Annotated in this window: 15 protein-coding genes; 9 read left to right on the plus strand and 6 right to left on the minus strand. The window is 53.5% G+C overall.

The genetic code is table 11. The features are described from left to right. Positions 1-55: 55 nt before the first annotated feature. The 6 genes from J2D75_RS13555 to J2D75_RS13580 form a co-directional block, all read right to left on the minus strand. The gene (locus J2D75_RS13555) at positions 56-1,579 is read right to left on the minus strand and encodes a hypothetical protein (protein WP_207855336.1); all 1,524 of its coding nucleotides are present in this window, start codon (positions 1,577-1,579) and stop codon (positions 56-58) included. Beyond that, positions 1,576-2,955 carry an AAA family ATPase gene (locus J2D75_RS13560; RefSeq protein WP_048839731.1) on the minus strand — a complete coding sequence of 460 codons (1,380 nt, stop codon included), beginning with the start codon at positions 2,953-2,955 and terminating at the stop codon, positions 1,576-1,578. The genes J2D75_RS13555 and J2D75_RS13560 overlap by 4 nt, the downstream gene beginning before the upstream one ends. A gap of 7 nt (positions 2,956-2,962) precedes the next feature. Further along, the gene (gene drmB / locus J2D75_RS13565; RefSeq protein WP_207855337.1) at positions 2,963-4,741 is read right to left on the minus strand and encodes a DUF1998 domain-containing protein; all 1,779 of its coding nucleotides are present in this window, start codon (positions 4,739-4,741) and stop codon (positions 2,963-2,965) included. Next, positions 4,738-7,923 carry a hypothetical protein gene (locus J2D75_RS13570; RefSeq protein WP_207855338.1) on the minus strand — a complete coding sequence of 1,062 codons (3,186 nt, stop codon included), beginning with the start codon at positions 7,921-7,923 and terminating at the stop codon, positions 4,738-4,740. The genes drmB and J2D75_RS13570 overlap by 4 nt, the downstream gene beginning before the upstream one ends. 65 nt (positions 7,924-7,988) lie before the next feature. Next, the gene (locus tag J2D75_RS13575) at positions 7,989-9,608 is read right to left on the minus strand and encodes a nuclease-related domain-containing DEAD/DEAH box helicase (protein WP_207855339.1); all 1,620 of its coding nucleotides are present in this window, start codon (positions 9,606-9,608) and stop codon (positions 7,989-7,991) included. A 248-nt stretch (positions 9,609-9,856) separates the two neighbouring features. Further along, on the minus strand, positions 9,857-11,179 hold the full coding sequence (locus J2D75_RS13580) for an MvaI/BcnI family restriction endonuclease (protein WP_207855340.1): 1,323 nt from the start codon (positions 11,177-11,179) through the stop codon (positions 9,857-9,859). A gap of 442 nt (positions 11,180-11,621) precedes the next feature. Between J2D75_RS13580 and dcm the strand changes: the two genes are divergently transcribed. From dcm to J2D75_RS13625, 9 genes are all read left to right on the plus strand, one after another. Next, complete coding sequence (gene dcm / locus J2D75_RS13585) at positions 11,622-12,875, plus strand: DNA (cytosine-5-)-methyltransferase (RefSeq protein ID WP_243428768.1); 1,254 nt, start codon at positions 11,622-11,624, stop codon at positions 12,873-12,875. A gap of 31 nt (positions 12,876-12,906) precedes the next feature. Next, on the plus strand, positions 12,907-13,071 hold the full coding sequence (locus tag J2D75_RS14495) for a very short patch repair endonuclease (protein ID WP_243428770.1): 165 nt from the start codon (positions 12,907-12,909) through the stop codon (positions 13,069-13,071). Between the two features lie 388 nt (positions 13,072-13,459). Beyond that, positions 13,460-13,609 (plus strand): hypothetical protein, encoded by a 150-nt coding sequence (locus tag J2D75_RS13595; protein ID WP_243428769.1) that lies wholly within the window; start codon positions 13,460-13,462, stop codon positions 13,607-13,609. A gap of 188 nt (positions 13,610-13,797) precedes the next feature. Then, complete coding sequence (locus tag J2D75_RS13600) at positions 13,798-14,442, plus strand: HIT family protein (RefSeq protein ID WP_207855342.1); 645 nt, start codon at positions 13,798-13,800, stop codon at positions 14,440-14,442. Then, positions 14,432-15,022, plus strand: a complete 591-nt coding sequence (gene dcd / locus J2D75_RS13605; protein ID WP_207855343.1) for a dCTP deaminase — start codon at positions 14,432-14,434, stop codon at positions 15,020-15,022. Before J2D75_RS13600 ends, dcd begins: the two co-directional genes overlap by 11 nt. After that, complete coding sequence (locus J2D75_RS13610; protein ID WP_207855344.1) at positions 15,019-15,606, plus strand: hypothetical protein; 588 nt, start codon at positions 15,019-15,021, stop codon at positions 15,604-15,606. The genes dcd and J2D75_RS13610 overlap by 4 nt, the downstream gene beginning before the upstream one ends. A 6-nt stretch (positions 15,607-15,612) precedes the next feature. Further along, complete coding sequence (locus J2D75_RS13615; RefSeq protein ID WP_207855345.1) at positions 15,613-16,899, plus strand: phosphotransferase family protein; 1,287 nt, start codon at positions 15,613-15,615, stop codon at positions 16,897-16,899. Further along, positions 16,896-17,990, plus strand: coding sequence for a thiamine-phosphate kinase (locus J2D75_RS13620; RefSeq protein ID WP_207855346.1), 1,095 nt, complete (start codon positions 16,896-16,898; stop codon positions 17,988-17,990). Before J2D75_RS13615 ends, J2D75_RS13620 begins: the two co-directional genes overlap by 4 nt. Beyond that, positions 17,987-18,649: an NUDIX domain-containing protein gene (locus J2D75_RS13625; RefSeq protein WP_207855347.1), complete on the plus strand. Its 663-nt coding sequence runs from the start codon at positions 17,987-17,989 to the stop codon at positions 18,647-18,649. The genes J2D75_RS13620 and J2D75_RS13625 overlap by 4 nt, the downstream gene beginning before the upstream one ends. Positions 18,650-18,782 lie beyond the last annotated feature (133 nt).

Here is an 18,782-nt window from a genome sequence, read left to right on the forward strand (position 1 = left end):
AGCTGAACGACATCTTGGTCTATCTCTTCAAGACGCAGTTAGAGTACCCACAGGTTTACAATTTTGGCGGCCTTTTCCTTTTGGCGTTACGGGACGTTTTAGCACTCGGGAGAGTGTCCAGTAGCCCCGGCAGAGTTTTGGGTGTGCTGTCCGGTACCGCAGCGGGTCGTACGCTCCCGGCCGCACGCTTTCTTCGGCGAGCTCGTTGGGTGCAATTTGCAACGAACACCTTTGCAGCCTCAATTTCGGCTTCTGCAGACTTAAAGGTTTCGTCGGCGGCATAGTGACTGACCTTGAGTACAAGTTCGCCGTCCTTAGCCAGAACGATCCTCCAGTTTGCAGGCGTATCGGAAAGTGCCTCAAAAATCCTGCGTGCAACAGCTGGCGTGGGCCAGGTACAGACTGGCAGAATGGTTACCTCTGCCCCCTGAAAACACGTTGTTTCGGCACTGTTTTCCAGACATGGTTGGACGGCCTTTTCGATTTCAGGAGCCGCTGACTGAGCGCAATTTCCAAGACGCCCTAGAATTTCCGACAGTCTAGGCTGATCATCCGGATGTCCTTCTGCCGCCGCTCCAAGCTCACCTAATAAAGACGCGTAAGGCCCCTTGATGTCCACCGGCATGTGGGCAAGCCCTTCACGCATACCTGCCAACATCGCCGCAAAAGTGTATACAAGCGGCCCAGGAAGTTCACCATTGATCCTGTCGGAAAGAATATCTGCAGTACTTTCACGTTGAATGACAAGCATGAGAGCCCGGAGAGGGACGTCGCCGTCGTCGCTCAGGCTTCCGGATCTGCGCGTAAAATCGGAAGCAAGAATTCCTCTGACCAGCCGATCAAATGCTGCGAGCTTTCTAGGCTCTACATCAGTATTCCGAAGAACTAGAAGCGCGTCATCCAGAAGCCTAAGCGGATCGAGGCCTATTTGTCCGTGATAGCGTCGCATTAGTCCTGCCAGAGCTTGGGCCGGGTTGCGAGCATCGGGGTTTCGCGAGATTAATTCGAGAATGACGGCGGGCTTAAAACCGGGAACCATGGCTACAACTGGTATAGATCGTGCCGCGGGGTGAACGTCTGCGGCCTTTAGAACTGCCGCGACGAGGCCACAAATCTGATCGGCATACTTCCAGCCGGCGGTTTCGACTTGTGCAGATTTTGGACCGGCTAGGAATCTGGCATCACCCGGAAGCGAAAAAAGCGCAGGGCAAACCGCAACCGGAACCCCTTCCATCGATGCATTATCGAATGATTTGCTAGCAAACAGGTCAAGCTCGTCCTGATGCCTGAATACCATTGTATGGATCTTGGCGAGCGGAAGGACGTCGGTCTGAAATGATGCATCCGCTTGGGAGAGGGAAAGGGAGTCTTTTAGTTCCAAAAGGATAGGGAATTCACCGGGTTTTCCTGCTGTAATAATTACCCCTTCTGTCTCCCTCAGCCCATCGCTCAGCACGGGCCGCTGACTAATGTGGCGCATGCCCCGGCCCGGGCATGGTGCCACACGGTAGCTCTCGAGAATGGTGAATGCTTCCCGAAAATTTGTGGGCAGATAATAAGCGGTGGTCTCATTACTCATTCATAGATCCTGACCAACGGTGTCTGGGGCATCAAATCGAGAACGGCAGACCGATCGCCCTTACAACCTATCCAAACTAGGAACAGACAGTCTCGCCCTCTGGAAGTCATCACATAAAGCTTCATTCTCAGAAAGTCGCGCATCTCATCGCGTGCGGTCTCCTCTTGTAGGCCAACAATGAAGACGGCATCGAATTCGAGCCCTTTGCAACTACTGCTATTGAATATGGAAATTCCAGGTGTGTCGAATGATAACTCCTTGGCAGTGCGATGCCCCGCCTCCACTGATGAATAGGTCTGCACAGGAAGTGAGGTCGGCGCTGTCCTAGACAATTCTCGGAAATAGCTGGCTCGGTTGGCATCCCTGCCCAAGCATATGACTCCGATTTCATGTAGCGGATTATTTTCGGCATAACGCAGAATTCTGCCACTAGCCGAAGCAATATCGGGACATCGTCTTAGCTCAGGCAATATTCCCGTGCGCTCTGGAAGGGCTGGAATACCGGTAGCCATTCCTGCATAGAAATGCCGCGCAACCTGTGCGATTTGGAGGGTGTTGCGGAAGTTATTGGTCAGACGGTAATGCCGGTCATCGCTGATATGCAGCTTCGCCCGAATTTCTTCGATTGTACTGTTGCGCTCGGTAATCCGCTGATTCTCGTCCGCCAGGATCATAAGGGATGGCTTGCGGACATTTCCCAGAACGCCAAGGCTGATTACGTAGATGAGGTCAAAGAACTCGGGCGGGAAATCCTGCGCCTCATCAATGATCAATATGTCGAAATCGAGACTGGCCCATGAAAGATTTTGGGCATGCGCAAAGAGTGCTTTCGCATAGCAGTGCCAGTCGATATCAGGCGCTTGCCCTTCAGATATTGGCATCTGCGCCCTAGGGTTCCACCGATTAAACAGCTCAGGAACTGAGAAGAATCTGGCGCTTTCGACCTTCCAACAGCCTTTCTTGCGGCGGCCGGGATACCAGCTCTCAGGGTCCCACACGGCACCACAGCTTTTGGCATCGTCCTTTTCTGCGTAGGACGTAGCAAGATATATCCAATCATCGCCCAGAGATGGAGGAACAGCCAGTCCGTTCCATATTTGGGCGAACAAGCGATGCACTGTTGTGAAGCGGATATTTTCCCAATGCTTGCGGGCACTCTCTGGAATACGCGAAGACGTGTATGACTCCAGTACGCGATTGAACATCGCGACAACGGGGGTCTTTTGAGATTTGGCAACCTCCAGAGCTCTGAGCACTGCTAGGACGGTTTTACCGGTGCCGGGTGGACCTGTCACCAGCATTCTCCCGTCATGGGGAGCATAGAGGTAAATATCCTCTTGTTCCTCGTTTAGGTCGCGGGAATTGGGGAAACGCATCGCGCTTCTAGACCAAGTCGCCAAGAAGGCCTGGCAGCCCTCCCGTTCCAAGCAGAAGTGTACGGTCCAGCAGAGTATTCGCGGTCGTACAGGAGGTTTCTGGTACAAGGCAGCAGGCGTGACATGCCGCCTTATTGAAGCCACCCAGCCCTTGACCTGCGGTTTCGCTACATACGGGATCAGCCGAGCACCAAGTTGCTTTATCTAAGGCTAGCAGGATCGTGTCGGCAAGGCGCTTTGGTTGCCCTTGTCGCACTAAGCCGCCTAGCGATCCTTCTGAATCCCCATCAGCCGTATAGATCAGCAGCCCTGCCATTCCCGGTCCGGAGTAGATGCGTTCGCGAAGAGCCGACGAGGAATATCCTGATTCGAAGACAAGCTGGCGCATGAGCAGATGGGCAAGCGTGTGAATTGCGATCCGACGCGCATCAATGGCCGGGAGAAACCAGAAACTTTCGGCGCTGCGCACATTTTCCAACGCTCCGATACGTGCCACTTCTTCGGGGTATTGAGCCAGCCTTCTTTCCCAGTCGGCAACCCAGTCTTCATCAAAGCTGAGGAAAATGCCCTCACCAAAAACTTCGACAGCGGGGAGCCAGGCTCGGGTGCCCGCGAAGCTGCCTCCGGCCTCGGGGCTTACCTCCAGAGCGCTAGGTTCAATGCGCCTGAATCCGAGGAACGCCCGTACTTCCCTGAGTCGCTCGATTAGCAGCACTCGGTCAAAGGGTGATTTACCCCGAAAGCGCGGCAGATCACTCTCCTTGCAAACAAAATCCTCTCTTCTGCAATGAGCTGCTTGGTCAGACTTCAGAAAACTCCATTCTTCGGCGAGAACTTCAGCCTCGTTCCAAGTTACTTCGTTGGTCTTAGGATCTGTCGGTCCGTCGGCACCTCCAAGCAGGAGCTCCCGAATCTCGTCGGTGCTGACATTATGTTTTGTGGCGACATGTTCGATCATCCGTTCAATATGCGGAGGCAAGAAATTGCCTTGGCTGGCAACAGCGGCATACATGGTCTGCAAAAGACCAAACTCCCCTGTAGCTTTGATCGCTTTAAAATCAGTTTCATCCTGTAACTCGGCTTCGAGCGATAGCGCCGAGGCAGTAACAGGATAGTACAGGTTGGTTGCACCACGCTGAAGGACTTCGAGCTCTTCATTGCAGGATGCGTTCTGGTCCCACATCCAAGGATGATGTCCCGGACAGCGGGCGCCGATCTGTTTCATGGAATCTTGAGCTGTGATCGATCCCATGTGTCTGCTTTCGTTGCATCCTAAGCAATGAATCGACAGAGCCTCTAGCCCGCCCGTTCCACTGTTCTTAACTTCAAGCTTAAGCTGTGGCTGGGAGTAGCATGTATCCTTTTTATGGGAGATCCAACGGTTCCATGGCACGTCTGAAAGATGGCCGTTACGACAGGCCGCAACGAAGCGCATGGGAACCAGACTTCCTTCATGCCCACAGAACGGACACTTGGGCTTGCCATCGGGACTGCCGTGTTTCTTTTCGTCCCAGCGAAGTATAATTCTTCGACAGGCTGGCCGGTTGCAGAACAAGCTTCCAGGAAATCTTTTGAGCGGGACCGCCCCGCGCGATTCTCTGGTCGCAGCCGGAGGCGGACACAGACGTCGACGCAACCGCTGCTCCATGGGAGGATGGCTGATGTCTTGACTAGGCGCGCCCCACTGCGTTGTATCGCAGACCACAAAAGATTCATCGCCGATATCGACGATCGCTCCGACCCCTCCGGCGCCGATCAGCTGATTTGCCCTTAATTCGTATTTCATCGTGTTTTCCGCTCCGTCGCTTTGAGGCCGACAATCTTCGTCCGGACGCTGATATCAACGTGGCGCATTGACTGAAGAGTCTCGCGTGCCTCTGCGTGACCTTCTTCTCCATATCGTTTCAGCAAGGCCCGATAATTTCTCGCGTTTTGGGCTGTCGTGTATCTAAGGCCTGGAGAAGCCAAAGCACCCCACCAGTCTTCTATCTCGCTGGCTGCCTGCGCGATTCCAATGCGTTCGCTTTGATCGGCTGCTCGCATGCGCTCATAAAGACGATTGAGAAGTGGCCTGACCTGCGGATTTGAAGAAGTAAATGCAGATGCAGAGTCGTTTGATGATAGGTCTGTGGTCATCCGGATTGCGGAGATAATTGAGGCATGGAGGGCCCGTTTTCGGGCGGGAAGTGCGTAAGGCGTTACACTAGATGGTTCAACATGACGGTACATTGCCTCGTGGAATGGCCTGAACATCTCGTAATGCGACCGGTCACGTGGCTTTGTCGGCATGTAGAGCGATAGTACGACGCCGGGCAACTGTCTGCTATCCCGCCCAACACGAGAGGTTGCCTGAATATACTCAGATGCCGTTTTGGGCTGGCCAAGGACGAGCATAAGTCCAAGCCGGCTGACATCGACGCCGACGCTTAGCATGTTCGTACAGCCTAGATAATCGACCACATTACCCATTGTCTTGGGCCGTCCAAGTGCCTCCAAGACCTGTGGAATTTCCTCTCCCTTTACATTTGCAGATAATTCTTCGACACGGTTGACGGCCCGGCGACCAGGTCCTGAGCGACCGTAGACTGCAGCAATCCGGGCGGGAATATCGTCTCGGGCGAGGGTGAGGCTGCGTCCAAGTTCGCGCCGGCTATTGTGATAGGCCACCAGTGTCCACCACCCGTCCTCGATCTCCGCTGACAGGCCCAGCCTGGGGATAATTGAAAGTAGCGCTGCCGAGACAAGGACATTACTGAAGGTTGGCGTATGGCCCTGAGCCATGGCGCCCACGTAAAGCCGCCCGGGTCCGCCGCCTTCGACGACTGTCGAATAGAAACTCTCGCCAGCGTCTAGACCCGCTGGCGGAAAGACTTCTACTTCACGCGCATAAAGAGCCTGCCCCTGTTCGCTGACCCGCCGCGTTGTAGCAGTGGAGGCAATAACTTTTGGTTTGGCCCCGGTCGCAGCGATCGTGACATCAATTGCCGCCTCGTAAAGACCCGCAATGGTCCCCAGAGGGCCCGAGATCAGATGCAATTCGTCCTGAATAATCAGCGAAGGAGCCGCGACACTCTTTTCCCGCTTCGTCCGGCGCCCAAAAAATCTGCCCGCTTCCTCTCGCCAAGCGATCATTGCAAATTTATCGAGTGTGCCTAGCAAGATCGATGGTGGCGAACTGTAAAGGATTTCGTCCACGATCTGCACCGGTATATGACTGTGGAACGCGCATTCAGCGTCTGGGCAGAAGAAGCGGAAGTCGTTCTGCGTGCTCACAATTCCGCAATTAAGCGCGCCCTGTTCCTCAAGCTGATGAGGAACAATGCGTGTTCCGCAGCATGGGCAACGCAAAAGCGTAAAGGGGTTGGATACCGCGCCCACTTGCTGGCACAGCTCTTTATTATAAATGGCATGAGCGTTCGCTGCGCTGCCGGGCGTTACATTATTGCCCACCCAGAGTCCGAGGCTGAAAGGCTCGCCTCCAAGCCTGTTTACATCCTTCCGGCGCAGCATTTCCAACGCACATATGAGATGACCGGCACGCTGGAATTGCTGCTGTGTAAGAAGCCGCAACGTGTACCGCATCAGAACGGTAGTGCCGAGACCTGCTTCCCCTTCGCAGAGGCGGCGTCTCAGCATCTCGAACGCCGCCACTGCAAGGTAAGCTTCAGTCTTGCCGCCACCGGTGGGGAACCAGATGAGATCTACGATGTCTCTCTCGGAATCATTGGGTGCCCAAAGTCCTTTTAGGGACAAAAGCTGAAATGCGAGCTGAAAAGGCCGCCAGCGAAGACCGGAAAAGTCCGTGGAATCGGGATCCACAGGAGATATAGTGGCTTTGTCCCCCTTTTCAGCCGCTGCAACTCGGCTTGCATAAACCATCTGCACAAGCATCGCGCGATTGGCCAGGCGGAAACAGTTAAGCGCTTCAGGATTGTTTCTGAGCAAGGTAACGCCACGCCGCATTCTCCCCAATGCCGTGTCGATCCGTTCAAGGATGCGTATGCGCGTTACATCTGAGGAAGCCGGCGTCTTCAGATTATTGAGAGAATAGCGCCAGCGGGCATATTCATCGACAAAGCTAGCCAGCGACTCAAGCAGGTGACCATCCGGGGTCTGGTCAGATTGAACATATTGCAGGGAAAGACATTGCCGGGAAAGTTCGTGCAGGCCTTCAATATCCGCTGTCACTGGAGGCACTTCAACCGCGGGCAGAAATTCCGCCCGGATCGTCGCCCCTCCTTGGGTATGAAAATTCCAGTCGGCGGCACAGCCATGCCCGACCGCGATCGGCGGCCGGTTGCGGTACTGGAGAACAAGTTCATCATCCTCTGGGTCGTTGAACAGCCTATCCGGTGTCGGCCAAGCACTGACCGGAATCGGGACACTGGCCTCAAGCCGAATTTGAAAAAGGCATTGTTCGGGAGTAAAGCGCTCGCCTTCGCTGACAGTTGCTTCATTTACCAGACTGATTGTGACAATCCGGGAACCTGCGGGGCCCGGCCGAAGCACGCAGTAGAGACTGGCGCGGCCGTTAAGAACGGTATCGCGAAACGGTTCCGTTCCGTCCAGATTTACCCGAACGGTCTCTATGCCATCAGGAGTCAGCGGTCTGCGTTGCCAGATCCTTTTTTTCGGTTGCTGCGGATCAGCTTCCTGAGTGTAACCGAAAGCAGATGCGCAAACATCGAGTGTGATATGTCCCTGCTGCGCGACGGCAAATGAGAAGCCGACAGACGCTGGGAGGCGCTGGAACATGAGGTCAGTGGGGGAATCGATGCCAGATTCGTCATCCGTGTCGGCTCCATTATCAGTTTCGGCCGAGCTGACTTCTTCATGAACGACCTGTCCGGCCACCGCATTGCGCGGAAATAGCATCCCCATGAGATACCGCTTGTCCGGCCGTTCACGCAGGCTCTCATCTTCCCCGCCACAGGGGCCTACCAGTTCCGCGCGGAGCAGATCGATCATTTCCGAACGGACCGTAAATTTCTCAGCGTTAGTAAGTCGGGGCGAACTGTTGCGAACGGTTTCTCTCACTTTGTCGCACCCGTCATGACTGCGGCGCGGGAATAGAAGTTGTAGAGCCAAGTCCGTCCAGCCGGCCCAAGCGATATAGCTAAGCCAGCGTTCGCGCGGGTCATGCCGACATAAAGATAGCTTTCACTGTGTTCGAGCCTAGTAAATGCTTCTGTGGCGACAATAATTGTCCACGCGCGTTCAAGCCCGCGGAAGGTCATAGGATCGGTGATGATGAGCCGCTGTTGCATCGCTTCGATATCCTGTATGCCGCAAACAATGATTGCTTCACTGTCGGGTAGCCACCTTAGACATCTTCTTATTTCCGGTAGGTCTTGTGGTGCTCCGAGCATCACGATGTCCTTAGGATCCACACCGCTTTCGATCTTGCCTCTGATGTAGTCAGCTGCCCAGTCAAGCGCATCCCTGTCACTGGTTTTGACTTCGACCCGTGGTTTTACGCCGCGTCCGTCGATCTCCGAGATGCCAATGTCTGCGCCGAGCGCTTCCTGAACGAGTTTCACAATTTCGCGTGTTGATCTCACATTGTGAGGCGGGGTCCAGCATGTTGCTAGATCTTGCAGACGGCGTCGGCTGTCGGGATCCACTTTATTACACATCGACTGGTTGTCAGGGTCCATAAACCAGCGCCAGCGCCCCTGTTCCAGACCGCCTTTCAGAACGCGGCCCACTCCGGCTAAGCCCTGCTGCGTCACCAGTTCCTGTCCTTCATCTACAATGAGTACGTCAAAAGCGTCCGACGGAAGTTTTTGTAGCTGATCGGCGGATACCACCGTCACGCTAGGGAGCCCTTTCGCAAGATAGGCCGCCAGTAGTGGCGCGCCGATAACAAAGCAGACATTGCTATCATTGCCTAGCGCGCTTCTGGCAGCAGCATTGGCAAGAACGGTTTTACCAGTGCCTGCCCCTCCTTCGACCAGTAAGCGGGGGTTTCGATCCATTCCTTCCAGAATCTGACATTGACGCTTACTGAGGCGGACCACATCTGACCAGACTGCTTCTGCACATTTCGCCGGTGCAGGAGAGTATTGAAACTCGGGAAGCAGCGACTGCAGGTAATCCTGTGTGTCGATTGGATAGATTGTGCGCCCCGATTGCTCGGACCGCTTCCTCCAGTATGCAAAAGCGCGATCGATCGAGGCTGCGAAGGTAGTAGCCTCCTCACACCCCGCACGAGCAATAATGGTCTCAACAGGTATCTCAGGATGATCTGTGGTCCAGTCAGTGAAGGGGAGAACTACAGCCCATCCGAAGACCGAAGGCATATGACGCACACCGCAACGACGCAGCATGTTTCGTACTGCTTGGACGGCGCTTTCCGCCTGTTGGTGTGGCCCTTCCGACTTCGTCCTGCTTTGACTTCGGCCATTTGTGAAGTGCCACTCCCCTTCGTGGTGGCGCACAACCCCCCCCTTCACCTCAATAACAAGGACGCCGCGTTGGTCGACTAGGACAAAATCAGCTTCAGAATAGCGCTTATACTCATGCTCAGGGAGATTGAGCGAATGGATCGCAAAAGCACCATTGGAGGCGGGCATTTTTTCCAGAAGCGATCGCGCACGCCGCTCTCCGTCTGATGTGTCATCACGAAAGATTACGCTAGGAAATAACTTCATTCAGGGCACCATTAGTTGAAGGCATATGCGGCCCTCTCAGGATCTTAGCATCATGTAAAATACTTATAAAAATTTAATAAAGACAAGCCTTTGATTGCGAAATCCGGAAATCATACCCGTAGCGCCCCATCATGCTGGCAATGCCGTGCAAGAGAAGAAGTTTCTTGCGTCTCAGCAATGGTCCAATCTTGCCGCATCAAGCTTGAACCCGCCAAACCAACAGTCGCGAATTTTTCCGGAATTATTATTCAGTAAAGGAGGACGGTTTCATTCTTCTGATAAAGCTGGGTCAGACCGGCATGAGCGACCCGGAATTGACTGCGCCGCTTGATGTCCGGCTTTGCTGACGAAGCCTTTTCGATTTTAACAGCCGGATCATAATACACCGCCCCCGTCGAAAAAGCCTTGAGGAACAGCAGAAAATCGGTCTGCTCGCAAAGAAGAACCTGTGCCCCGTAGCTATATTCCGGAGGCGGTGTTCGGGATAAGGAGGGCACGTAGGCCGCCTGCGCATGCTTCCGGTTCCAGTGTGCCATCAGGCTCTTGAAAGTCCACGACGCAGCAACAGCGTCGGTCGCACTGACCAGAGCCATGCCGCCCTCGATATCGGATATCTTGCCAGTCGCAGCATCATATCCCGTCAGGGTCATGCGCAACCCGGTTAGATGGTGGTGACCGCGAGTACAGTCATAGCGGCCGCCAAAATTGAAGCGATCTTCTTTGCCGCTCTGATCCGCGTAGCCGAAACGCTTCAGAAATTCTGCCACGCCCTCGCTTTTGTAGATACCGCCTGTCGGTTCCGGCGTCATAAGGGTTACCGGCGATTTCGGTCTGAACGCTGTGAAATTATTCACGCCATATTGCTTCACTTCCCAGCCCATAAAGTCCGGCTCTGCGTAGCCATTGGGAGTAATGCCAAGCTCGGCTTCAAGAGTATAGCCGCCCCCATTGCGGGCTGCATAGGGCGCCTTCGTGCCGTCTTTCGCCAGCTTTTGGGACATGATCCAGTTCAGCTGATAAATGCGGCGCAGTTCATCAAGGAGGATAGTTTTCGGATCGGCAGGTAGATCTAGGCTGAGCGGCAATTCGGTGAAGATGCCTAGCATCGGCCAGTTTCCTGCCGTCAGTTCCTTTGTAATCGGGTCATTGGCATCCGTGACATAGCCCAGGACGACGCCGTCTCGAGTCACGCCGAAGAACATAACTCGTCCCTCATCGCGAACCGTGAGGAGCTTTGAAGGTGCCTCCTTGCAGCCCTTTAGAAAGCCGGACATCCTCACTTCGGGATATTTGGGATAGAGGATCAGGTTTGCGTCGGGTGCGCGATGCCTGCCTTCTTCATTGATCCAGTAAAATTCGACAGCGGCCTTAGCGCGGTCCCGCACGCTGCCGGCCTTTTCAGAAGCGTCAGTGTAGACTTCGCCATGCGGAATGACATTCAGTGCTGCAAAGCCACCACCCAGATATACTTGGTTCTTCGAGTTATCATTGGGTGACAAATGTTTTGCATAAATACGATGAGCGCCATAGTAGCGCATCAGATCTAAAAATTGCTTCAGTGATGCGACCAATTATCTGCCCCTAACAGTCATAGTCTTCCCCGCCGATCTTATCCAGGCGACCAGGTGCTGCATAGCCTCGGAAAAGTCGGGTCGGGTCCGGCCTTTTAGGGCATATTCCCAAACCGTGGCGACCCGCCAGCCAGAGGCCAGCAGGGCCCGGATTGCGCGGTTATCATTTTCCATATTCCGCTCGATCTTCGTCTGCCAGAAATTCTGCCGCGTGGACGGCCAACGTCGCTTAACAGATAACCAATGGTCCGGAACTAAACCGTGACACGTCCAGTATGCAGAACGCGGCGGGCATGCCGACATCCTGGCAATATATCTGATAGATGCTTGGTAACGTGTTGCTGCGCTTGGAACATATAAGGAACAGGGGTTGCTTTCGGGGACAGATTCTGCCATCAGGGCAGAGATAAACCTCGTGCGACCCTGATCTGAAAGAATGCCTATGTCATCGCGGACCGATTTCAGCCTGCTGCGCGATCGGGCAGGCCTTACTCTGCATCAGGCTGCTGAAGAGCTGGGGCTGGGGGAACGGACAGTGTATCGTTATGAGAATACCCCCGGCACGGCGAGCCGGACGTCTCTCAATTTCCTGCGCCGCATTGCCGATGAACGCCTCCGGGCAAAAGAAAAAGACAGGGTTGATTTTCGTTTTATCGATTTGTTTGCCGGTATAGGCGGCCTGCGGATCGGTTTTGAGGAAATCGGTGGTCGGTGTGTCTTTACGTCCGAATGGGACAGATTTTCACGGCAGACCTATGCCCTGAACTATCCGGACAACCACGAGATCAGCGGGGATATCCGTCCGTTCGCAGAAGATCCCTCCCTGATTCCGGAACATGATGTTCTGCTGGCAGGTTTTCCATGTCAGCCGTTTTCGATTGCCGGGGTTTCCAAGAAGAATTCTTTAGGTCGGCCTCATGGCTTCCTGTGTGACACGCAGGGAACCCTGTTTTTCGATACAGCCAGAATCATCGCCCATCATCGGCCGACAGCCTTTCTTCTGGAAAATGTCAAAAACCTGGAGCGGCACGATAAGGGGCGTACTTTTGCCACCATCATGCACGTTCTTGAGGAAGAACTCGGTTATCATGTGCAGACCCGCGTGATCAGTGCCGCATCATGGGTTCCACAGAAACGTGAGCGTATTTTTATTGTCGGCTTCAGGGAAAAAACAGATTTTGATCTGAAATCTCTGGTTGTACCACCGGTGGAAAAAGGCCCGAGACTGAACTCAATTCTTCTGCCGCATGCAGAGGTGGAACCAAAATATACCCTTACGGAACATCTGTGGAATTATCTTCAGAATTACAAGGCCAAACATGCTGCTGCGGGGAACGGTTTCGGCTTCGGGCTGTGCGGACCGGATGATGTCGCACGGACACTCTCCGCCCGTTATTTCAAGGACGGGTCCGAAATCCTGATCCGGCAGGAGGGCAAACGGCCACGCCGTCTCACACCGCTGGAGTGCGCGCGTCTTATGGGTTTCGATCGTGGCGACAGGCGGTTCCGTATCGGTGTTTCGGACACGCAGGCCTATCGTCAGTTCGGAAATGCGGTTGTGGTACCGGTTATCGAGTTTCTGGCCAATGCCATGAAGCCCCATATACGCTCGGCTCTGGCACGGGCGGGTCGGGACAGCAGAGACGGGACTGCAGGCATGAGACCTGCTCATGATCAGAGCATGGCTGTTGCCTGATATTGTTTCACCGGAACAGCGCAGCCGGATGATGTCCGGCATCCGGGGGAAAGACACAAAACCCGAGATGGTGCTGCGGCGGGGACTGCATGCTCTTGGCTTCCGGTTCAGGCTGCATGACAGGAAACTGCCCGGAACCCCTGATCTGGTTTTCCCGAAATACCACGCTGTCATTCTGGTGCATGGCTGCTTCTGACATGACTGTCACCTTTTCCGTCTTCCCGGGAGCCGGACCGAATTCTGGCGGATGAAAATTGACCGGAACAGGGCTGTTGATGTGCGGACGGAACTTGCTTTGCATAATGCTGGCTGGCGCGTGGGAACCGTATGGGAATGCGCGATGCGTGGGAAAGGACGTCTTTCCATGGAAAGCATCCTTGAAGCCTATTCAGCATGGCTGAAATCGGATGCATCCGAACTTGTAATCAGAGGGCAGTAACTGGTGAGACGCGGACAGCTTTCGGATCAGTTTGAAGGAGGCGAGGCAAAAAGACTGACCGAGGTTGAAACCCTTCCGGAAAGATCCAATCAGCACGAACTGAACTGCCCCGGGTTTTCTGACTCACGGTGAGGGCGACACGGTCGTGCCGTTGGCGGCGCCCCGCCTCGCGCGGGACTGGCTGCGTGCCGAAGGGCATGACGTTGCTTGGCATGTGTACCCAATGCCGCATGAGATTATCGGTGCGGAGATTGCCGATATCAATGCCTGGTTGGTAGAGCGTCTTGTGTCATGATGGTATCGGTCAAGAGGGAGTCAGGGTTGCCAGATCGGCTTGATACCGAGTTGTGAGTTCCTGACGATTTTGCCCGGATTGGGGGAAGCTTGCCGGTTTGCTTTTAAATTGAAGATTTGTGATAACGGCGGGCCTTGGCGGCGTGCCACTTTCTCTGTTATAAACGCTATATAAATGAGAAATGTAATATGATAAATTGTGAATTCTGTGCAGAGTTTCAAACCGACGGACCCGCCCGGTTTAGGTCGCTGTATAAGAACGTGGCCGCCCACCGGATTGTAGCAAGGTCTGCCAGATTCGTTGCGGTTCCTACAATCGGACAGATGTTTGAGGGAAGTTTTCTAATTCTTCCGATCGAGCATGTTGAAACCTGTGCGATTCAGACTGAAGACGCTCGCGCCGAGATGCTCAGTTTGACAGATGAAATGATTACCCACTGCTCAGCCTTTGGTAAGCCCATCGTTTTTGAACACGGAGCCACGTCGGCAGAAGGTGGGGGGTGCGGCATTTATCACGCCCACTTGCATGTCGTTCCGATACCTACGGCCACGGCGGCGGCAGAGCTATTTCCCGAGGCAACTGAAGAGGTGGTTGACCTTGCCGCTGCGTGGCGTACCCTTCACGGGTCGCCGCACTATTTGCTGTTAGGTGATGGTAAGAGCATGCGGATTCGCAATCTGAGCACTAATCCCGGCGTGTTCCCGTCGCAGTTCTTCCGCCGTCGGCTCTCGGAGTTCTTTTCGCTAAAGACGTCTTGGGACTGGCGGAGCTACCCAGCGGTTGAGCAATCCATGCTTCGAGTTCTCAAGAGACGTGCAACGCATGCTGGCTAAGGCGGCCATCGCACAGCGCATCTCGGCAGGCACACTTGAAATAGAGCCTTATTCGGAGATCCAGCTTAGAGGGGCTAGCTACGTATTGCGGCTCGGTCGCCGCTTTCGCCGATGGTTACCTGGGCATACGCCAGTGCGGACATGGACAGCTTCAGCATCTGGCGATGCTCTGGCTGCACCTGAGGATATGGAGATTTTCACAATCCAACCAAGGGACTTAGTGCTGGGCTGTACTCGTGAGCGGATTCGCATTCCGTCCGACATAGTTGGTCAGATATCACCTCTTTCCCACGTCGCGCGTTTCGGACTGGGAGTTACCTGTGGTGCAGATTTCGTCAATCCGGGGTACGGAGGTAGCGCAGCTTCAATGTTGACGCTAGAGCTCTACAACTATAATTCGCGCCCTCTGGAATTGTGTGCTGGGATGCCCATTGCACATTTACGCTTCGTTACATTGGGTGAGCAGGCTGTATTTGACACACCATGCAGCATTTATGAAGGTAACGATTCGCTAACTGCACCTCTTCTGTTCGAGGAATGGAATCCGCTTTTGCGCGGGGAAACGGATGATTCCGCATGACCCCTAAGCTTTGGCCTCCGCAGTGCTGTGTCCCCGCGTTTGTTCATGCCGCATTGCTCCAGCTGGGCGTCGACTATCCGTATCCCGATGCGATCCCCAAGGTAATTGGAATACGTGTCAAACCCGAAGACGTTAATCCACTAGATCTTGCCTTAGCAGATAGATTACATCCACCTAGTATCCGTGGCTCTGATGCGGAACGTCAAGTGAACCGTATGTGCTGTCAGATTGACTCGGATCTTCGTCTGCGACGGGTACCATTCAAGGCCATTATCGAGGAACTCTGGATGGACGTACTTGATGAGGCCATGTCTCGTGGCGCTGTTGTTGGGCTCGGCGTCGATTACAATATGTTGATGGCTGCAGGCCCGTCCGATTGCTCCGCACAGCATGTCCTGCGTGTGTTGAGCCTAAATAACGGCATTATCACACTATTTGATGATTCAGGAGAGTCCAATCAGGCCGTGATCTCTGTCGATCCAGATCGTGTTCGTGAAGCGGTCCTTTCCGTCGAAGATGGTCTTTGGATTATTAACAAAGCAACCAAATTGAACTTCCAGTATACTTTGCCATGGCAGGACTGAACGAGGATGTCAGATGGAGCCTTACTTATATCGGAGATGATGCGCCCTGAAGCAGAGTATGCTGTTAAAGAGGCGCTTGAACATTTTTATAGAAGTGAAAAAATAGCTGGCATTTGGCCCGGAGCCATCTCAGGTGGGCCGCAGGGGCGCCTTCCGTTAAACGAGGTCGAGTTTATTGTATTGCCTCTCGACCGAATTGGAGCACCCGCCGGGGCGAGCGGCGCTAGTGTTTTCGTCGCGTACTATAGTCACATAAGGGGAACGCAGGCGGCATCGCAACCGTTAGTAGTAAAGATAGGCACATCCCAGAAACTGCGTGAGGAAAAGGACGGTGCTGATAAGTGGCGACCGAAGCTCAGTGACTGGCAAGCACGTAAGTTCGCTTTTCCACTATATCTTGAGGACGTTGATGCTAAACATTCGATTCTTCTGGCGCCATTCCAATCCTTGAGCGAACTTTCAAAAGGAGGGTGTCGGAATGAGATAGAAGTGCGTGATCTCTGGCATCTACTCGACGACAAGATGGAACTGGCTACAACTAATTCCGTCGAGTGGGATAAGATAAGTGATCTCGTCTCACAGGCGCTTGAGGCCATTCAACCAGCTCATCGCAGTGGCCTCGCTCAGACGGAAACAGGAAATATTAATTGTTCAGAACAATATTTGAAATATTTACGAAAAACGACGCAGTGTGAAGTGGGGGGGGCGAAATACATTCTGGACTCTATATTTGGAACCCTTCCTACGACAAAAGCATTTGGAGCTGAATGGCCGAATCCAAACCTGGTTGTTTCCAGAATAATTGAACAAAAAATAAAGTTTAATGGATATATTGGTGCCATCCATGGCGATCTTCATCCGAAAAATATTGTTATGGATGGCGAGGGTAATGTACAAATTATCGACTTCGGCTGGGCCAAACTTCACGGCCACGTCATTATTGACTACGTTATGCTCGATCTCAATCTTCGAGGAGTAACTCTTCCATCACAGATTTCGGAGAATGGAATTCTTCAATTCGCGAACTTTCTGCGACAAGAGGATAACCTCGACGATTTGCCAAAATTTGTGCGCGACCGTGCTCGTATTATAAAAGATGTAATATGGAAGAAGGTTAGGGAGCGCGCTATCTTAAATGACTGGGAGCATGAGTATCTGATTCCTCTTTTTCTCGTCGGCTACGGTCTCCTTGTACACCTTGATAAGGCACGCAACCAACCGGCACTAGTCGCGACGGTACTGCAACTTGCCAAGGAACTCGACGAAATCATTCCACAAGATTCAGCATCATGAGCAAGGATAGATTTTCCGAACGTCTCGCCGACGTTGGTGAATTTGGACTACTGGAGCGCATATTGCTCCCCCTTGCGATGTCGGCTGATCCCCTCACACAAGTCGGTGACGACTGCGCGTTCGTAGATGCGGGTAATGAGACACTGGTTGTCACGGCTGATGTAGGACCACGCCCACTCGTTCGTAGTCTTGCTGCGTATCATGACGACTGGGAAGCGTCAGGTTGGCTTGCAGTCGTCGCGACTGCAAGTGATGTTGCTTCTTCTGGTGCTTTGCCGTTATTTCTTACTAATTGTGTCGACGCACCGGCAGACCTCGAAGTGGATATTCTGCAGCGCTTTATGCGCGGTTACTTCAATGCAATGAAGACATTTGGTTTCCGCAATGGCGGTGGTGACCTGAGGCATGGTCCCGATCTGGCTTCGCGTGTGTTTGGGGTAGGCACCCTTAGTGGTGTGCGCAGGATCGGTCGCACGGGTGCTTGCCCCGGCGACCGCTTGGTGGTCGTGGGCCCAGCTGGATCGTTCATGTCTCGTTATCTACTCGCCGATGAGGCGGAACGTTTGGGTTCGATCGTGTCTGTGGATGATCGCCTAAGGTTCCCCCGTCCTCAGATCGAAACAATGCGTCTTTTGGCCGAGCATAATCTCGTTCTGGCTGCTTCGGACACATCGGATGGATTGCTCGGAGCTATAGAAAACATCGGACGCGCCTCGAAATGTGGTTTCACACTGGAATTACACGATGCCCTCGTGGCACCGGAGGTTGTAAGCGCTTCTGCTCTTCCTCGCGTTGCCAGCGTCTGGAATCTATTTTTCGCATGGGGCGATTGGTCGGTTGCTGTGATCGTCGACAGCACGCGAAACGCTGATTTTGAGAGCACATGCCAACAAAATAAGCTGGATTGGCGCCCGCTTGGTTGGGTGACTTCTGAGACTGGCACAATGACTGCAGTGCTAGAAGGCTGCCTTTACGATATTATTCCTGTCAGGAATGAAAATTTCGTGGAGCGGGGGTTTAATAAGGGTCTTCAGGCACACCTAGATTATATTTTGTCCACCCCCATACTTAGGCAGAGGAGTGCCACATGAGTGTCATCCCCGAACTCCGATTGATACTTGCAACGAACACAGCGGGTCTTCCTCCGCAGGCTAGTACCACTGGGTTCATCCCGATGGATCATGGTGAAGCAATCGAGCTTCTCGAAAAGGCTGGTCTATGGTTTGGTCCTCGCCACATCCTTGAGGAATGTGAGGATTATAGGCAAATCATTCCATACATCATCTTGCGCGTTGGCGACCGTGTGGTGCGGTATACGCGCACGCCTGCAGGTGGTGAGGTAAGGTTACATGGGCGGATGTCGATAGGATTGGGTGGACACGTTGATCTCGCCGACGCAGAAACTTCCGGCGATTGCTTTAAGTTACTTGGAACCGTCGAACAAGCAGCCCAACGCGAACTGAAGGAAGAACTCGGTGATGTGACGTGCGAGTGCCGCCGCTGGGTTGGCCTTCTGGTCGATAACGACACGGCAGTCGGGCGGGTCCATATCGGATTGATTGGGGTCTGGAACATCAACAATCTCCCTTATCGGGAGACCGAGGACGCGGTAGGAGAGGTTGAGTTGGTCTCCCTAGATAAGCTGGGGGAGCAGGTTGAAAGGCTTGAGACTTGGTCTGCGATGCTATTGCCTTGGCTTGAAAGCGAACTGCTGGGCAGTAATCCCGCAAAAATTCTTCGGGAAGTTTAAAAATCCTTTGATTTAATTTTTGAGATATGTTTATCAGCTGACTTCAAAGAGGGGATGGTTCCGAATAAATAAATCCCTCCATTCTCCGAGACGAAGGGTTCATTGTTTTCAGTAAGGGATCTGGCATGGGCAA

The sequence above is a fragment of the Acetobacter suratthaniensis genome (genome assembly GCF_017377745.1).
GTDB lineage: Bacteria > Pseudomonadota > Alphaproteobacteria > Acetobacterales > Acetobacteraceae > Acetobacter > Acetobacter suratthaniensis.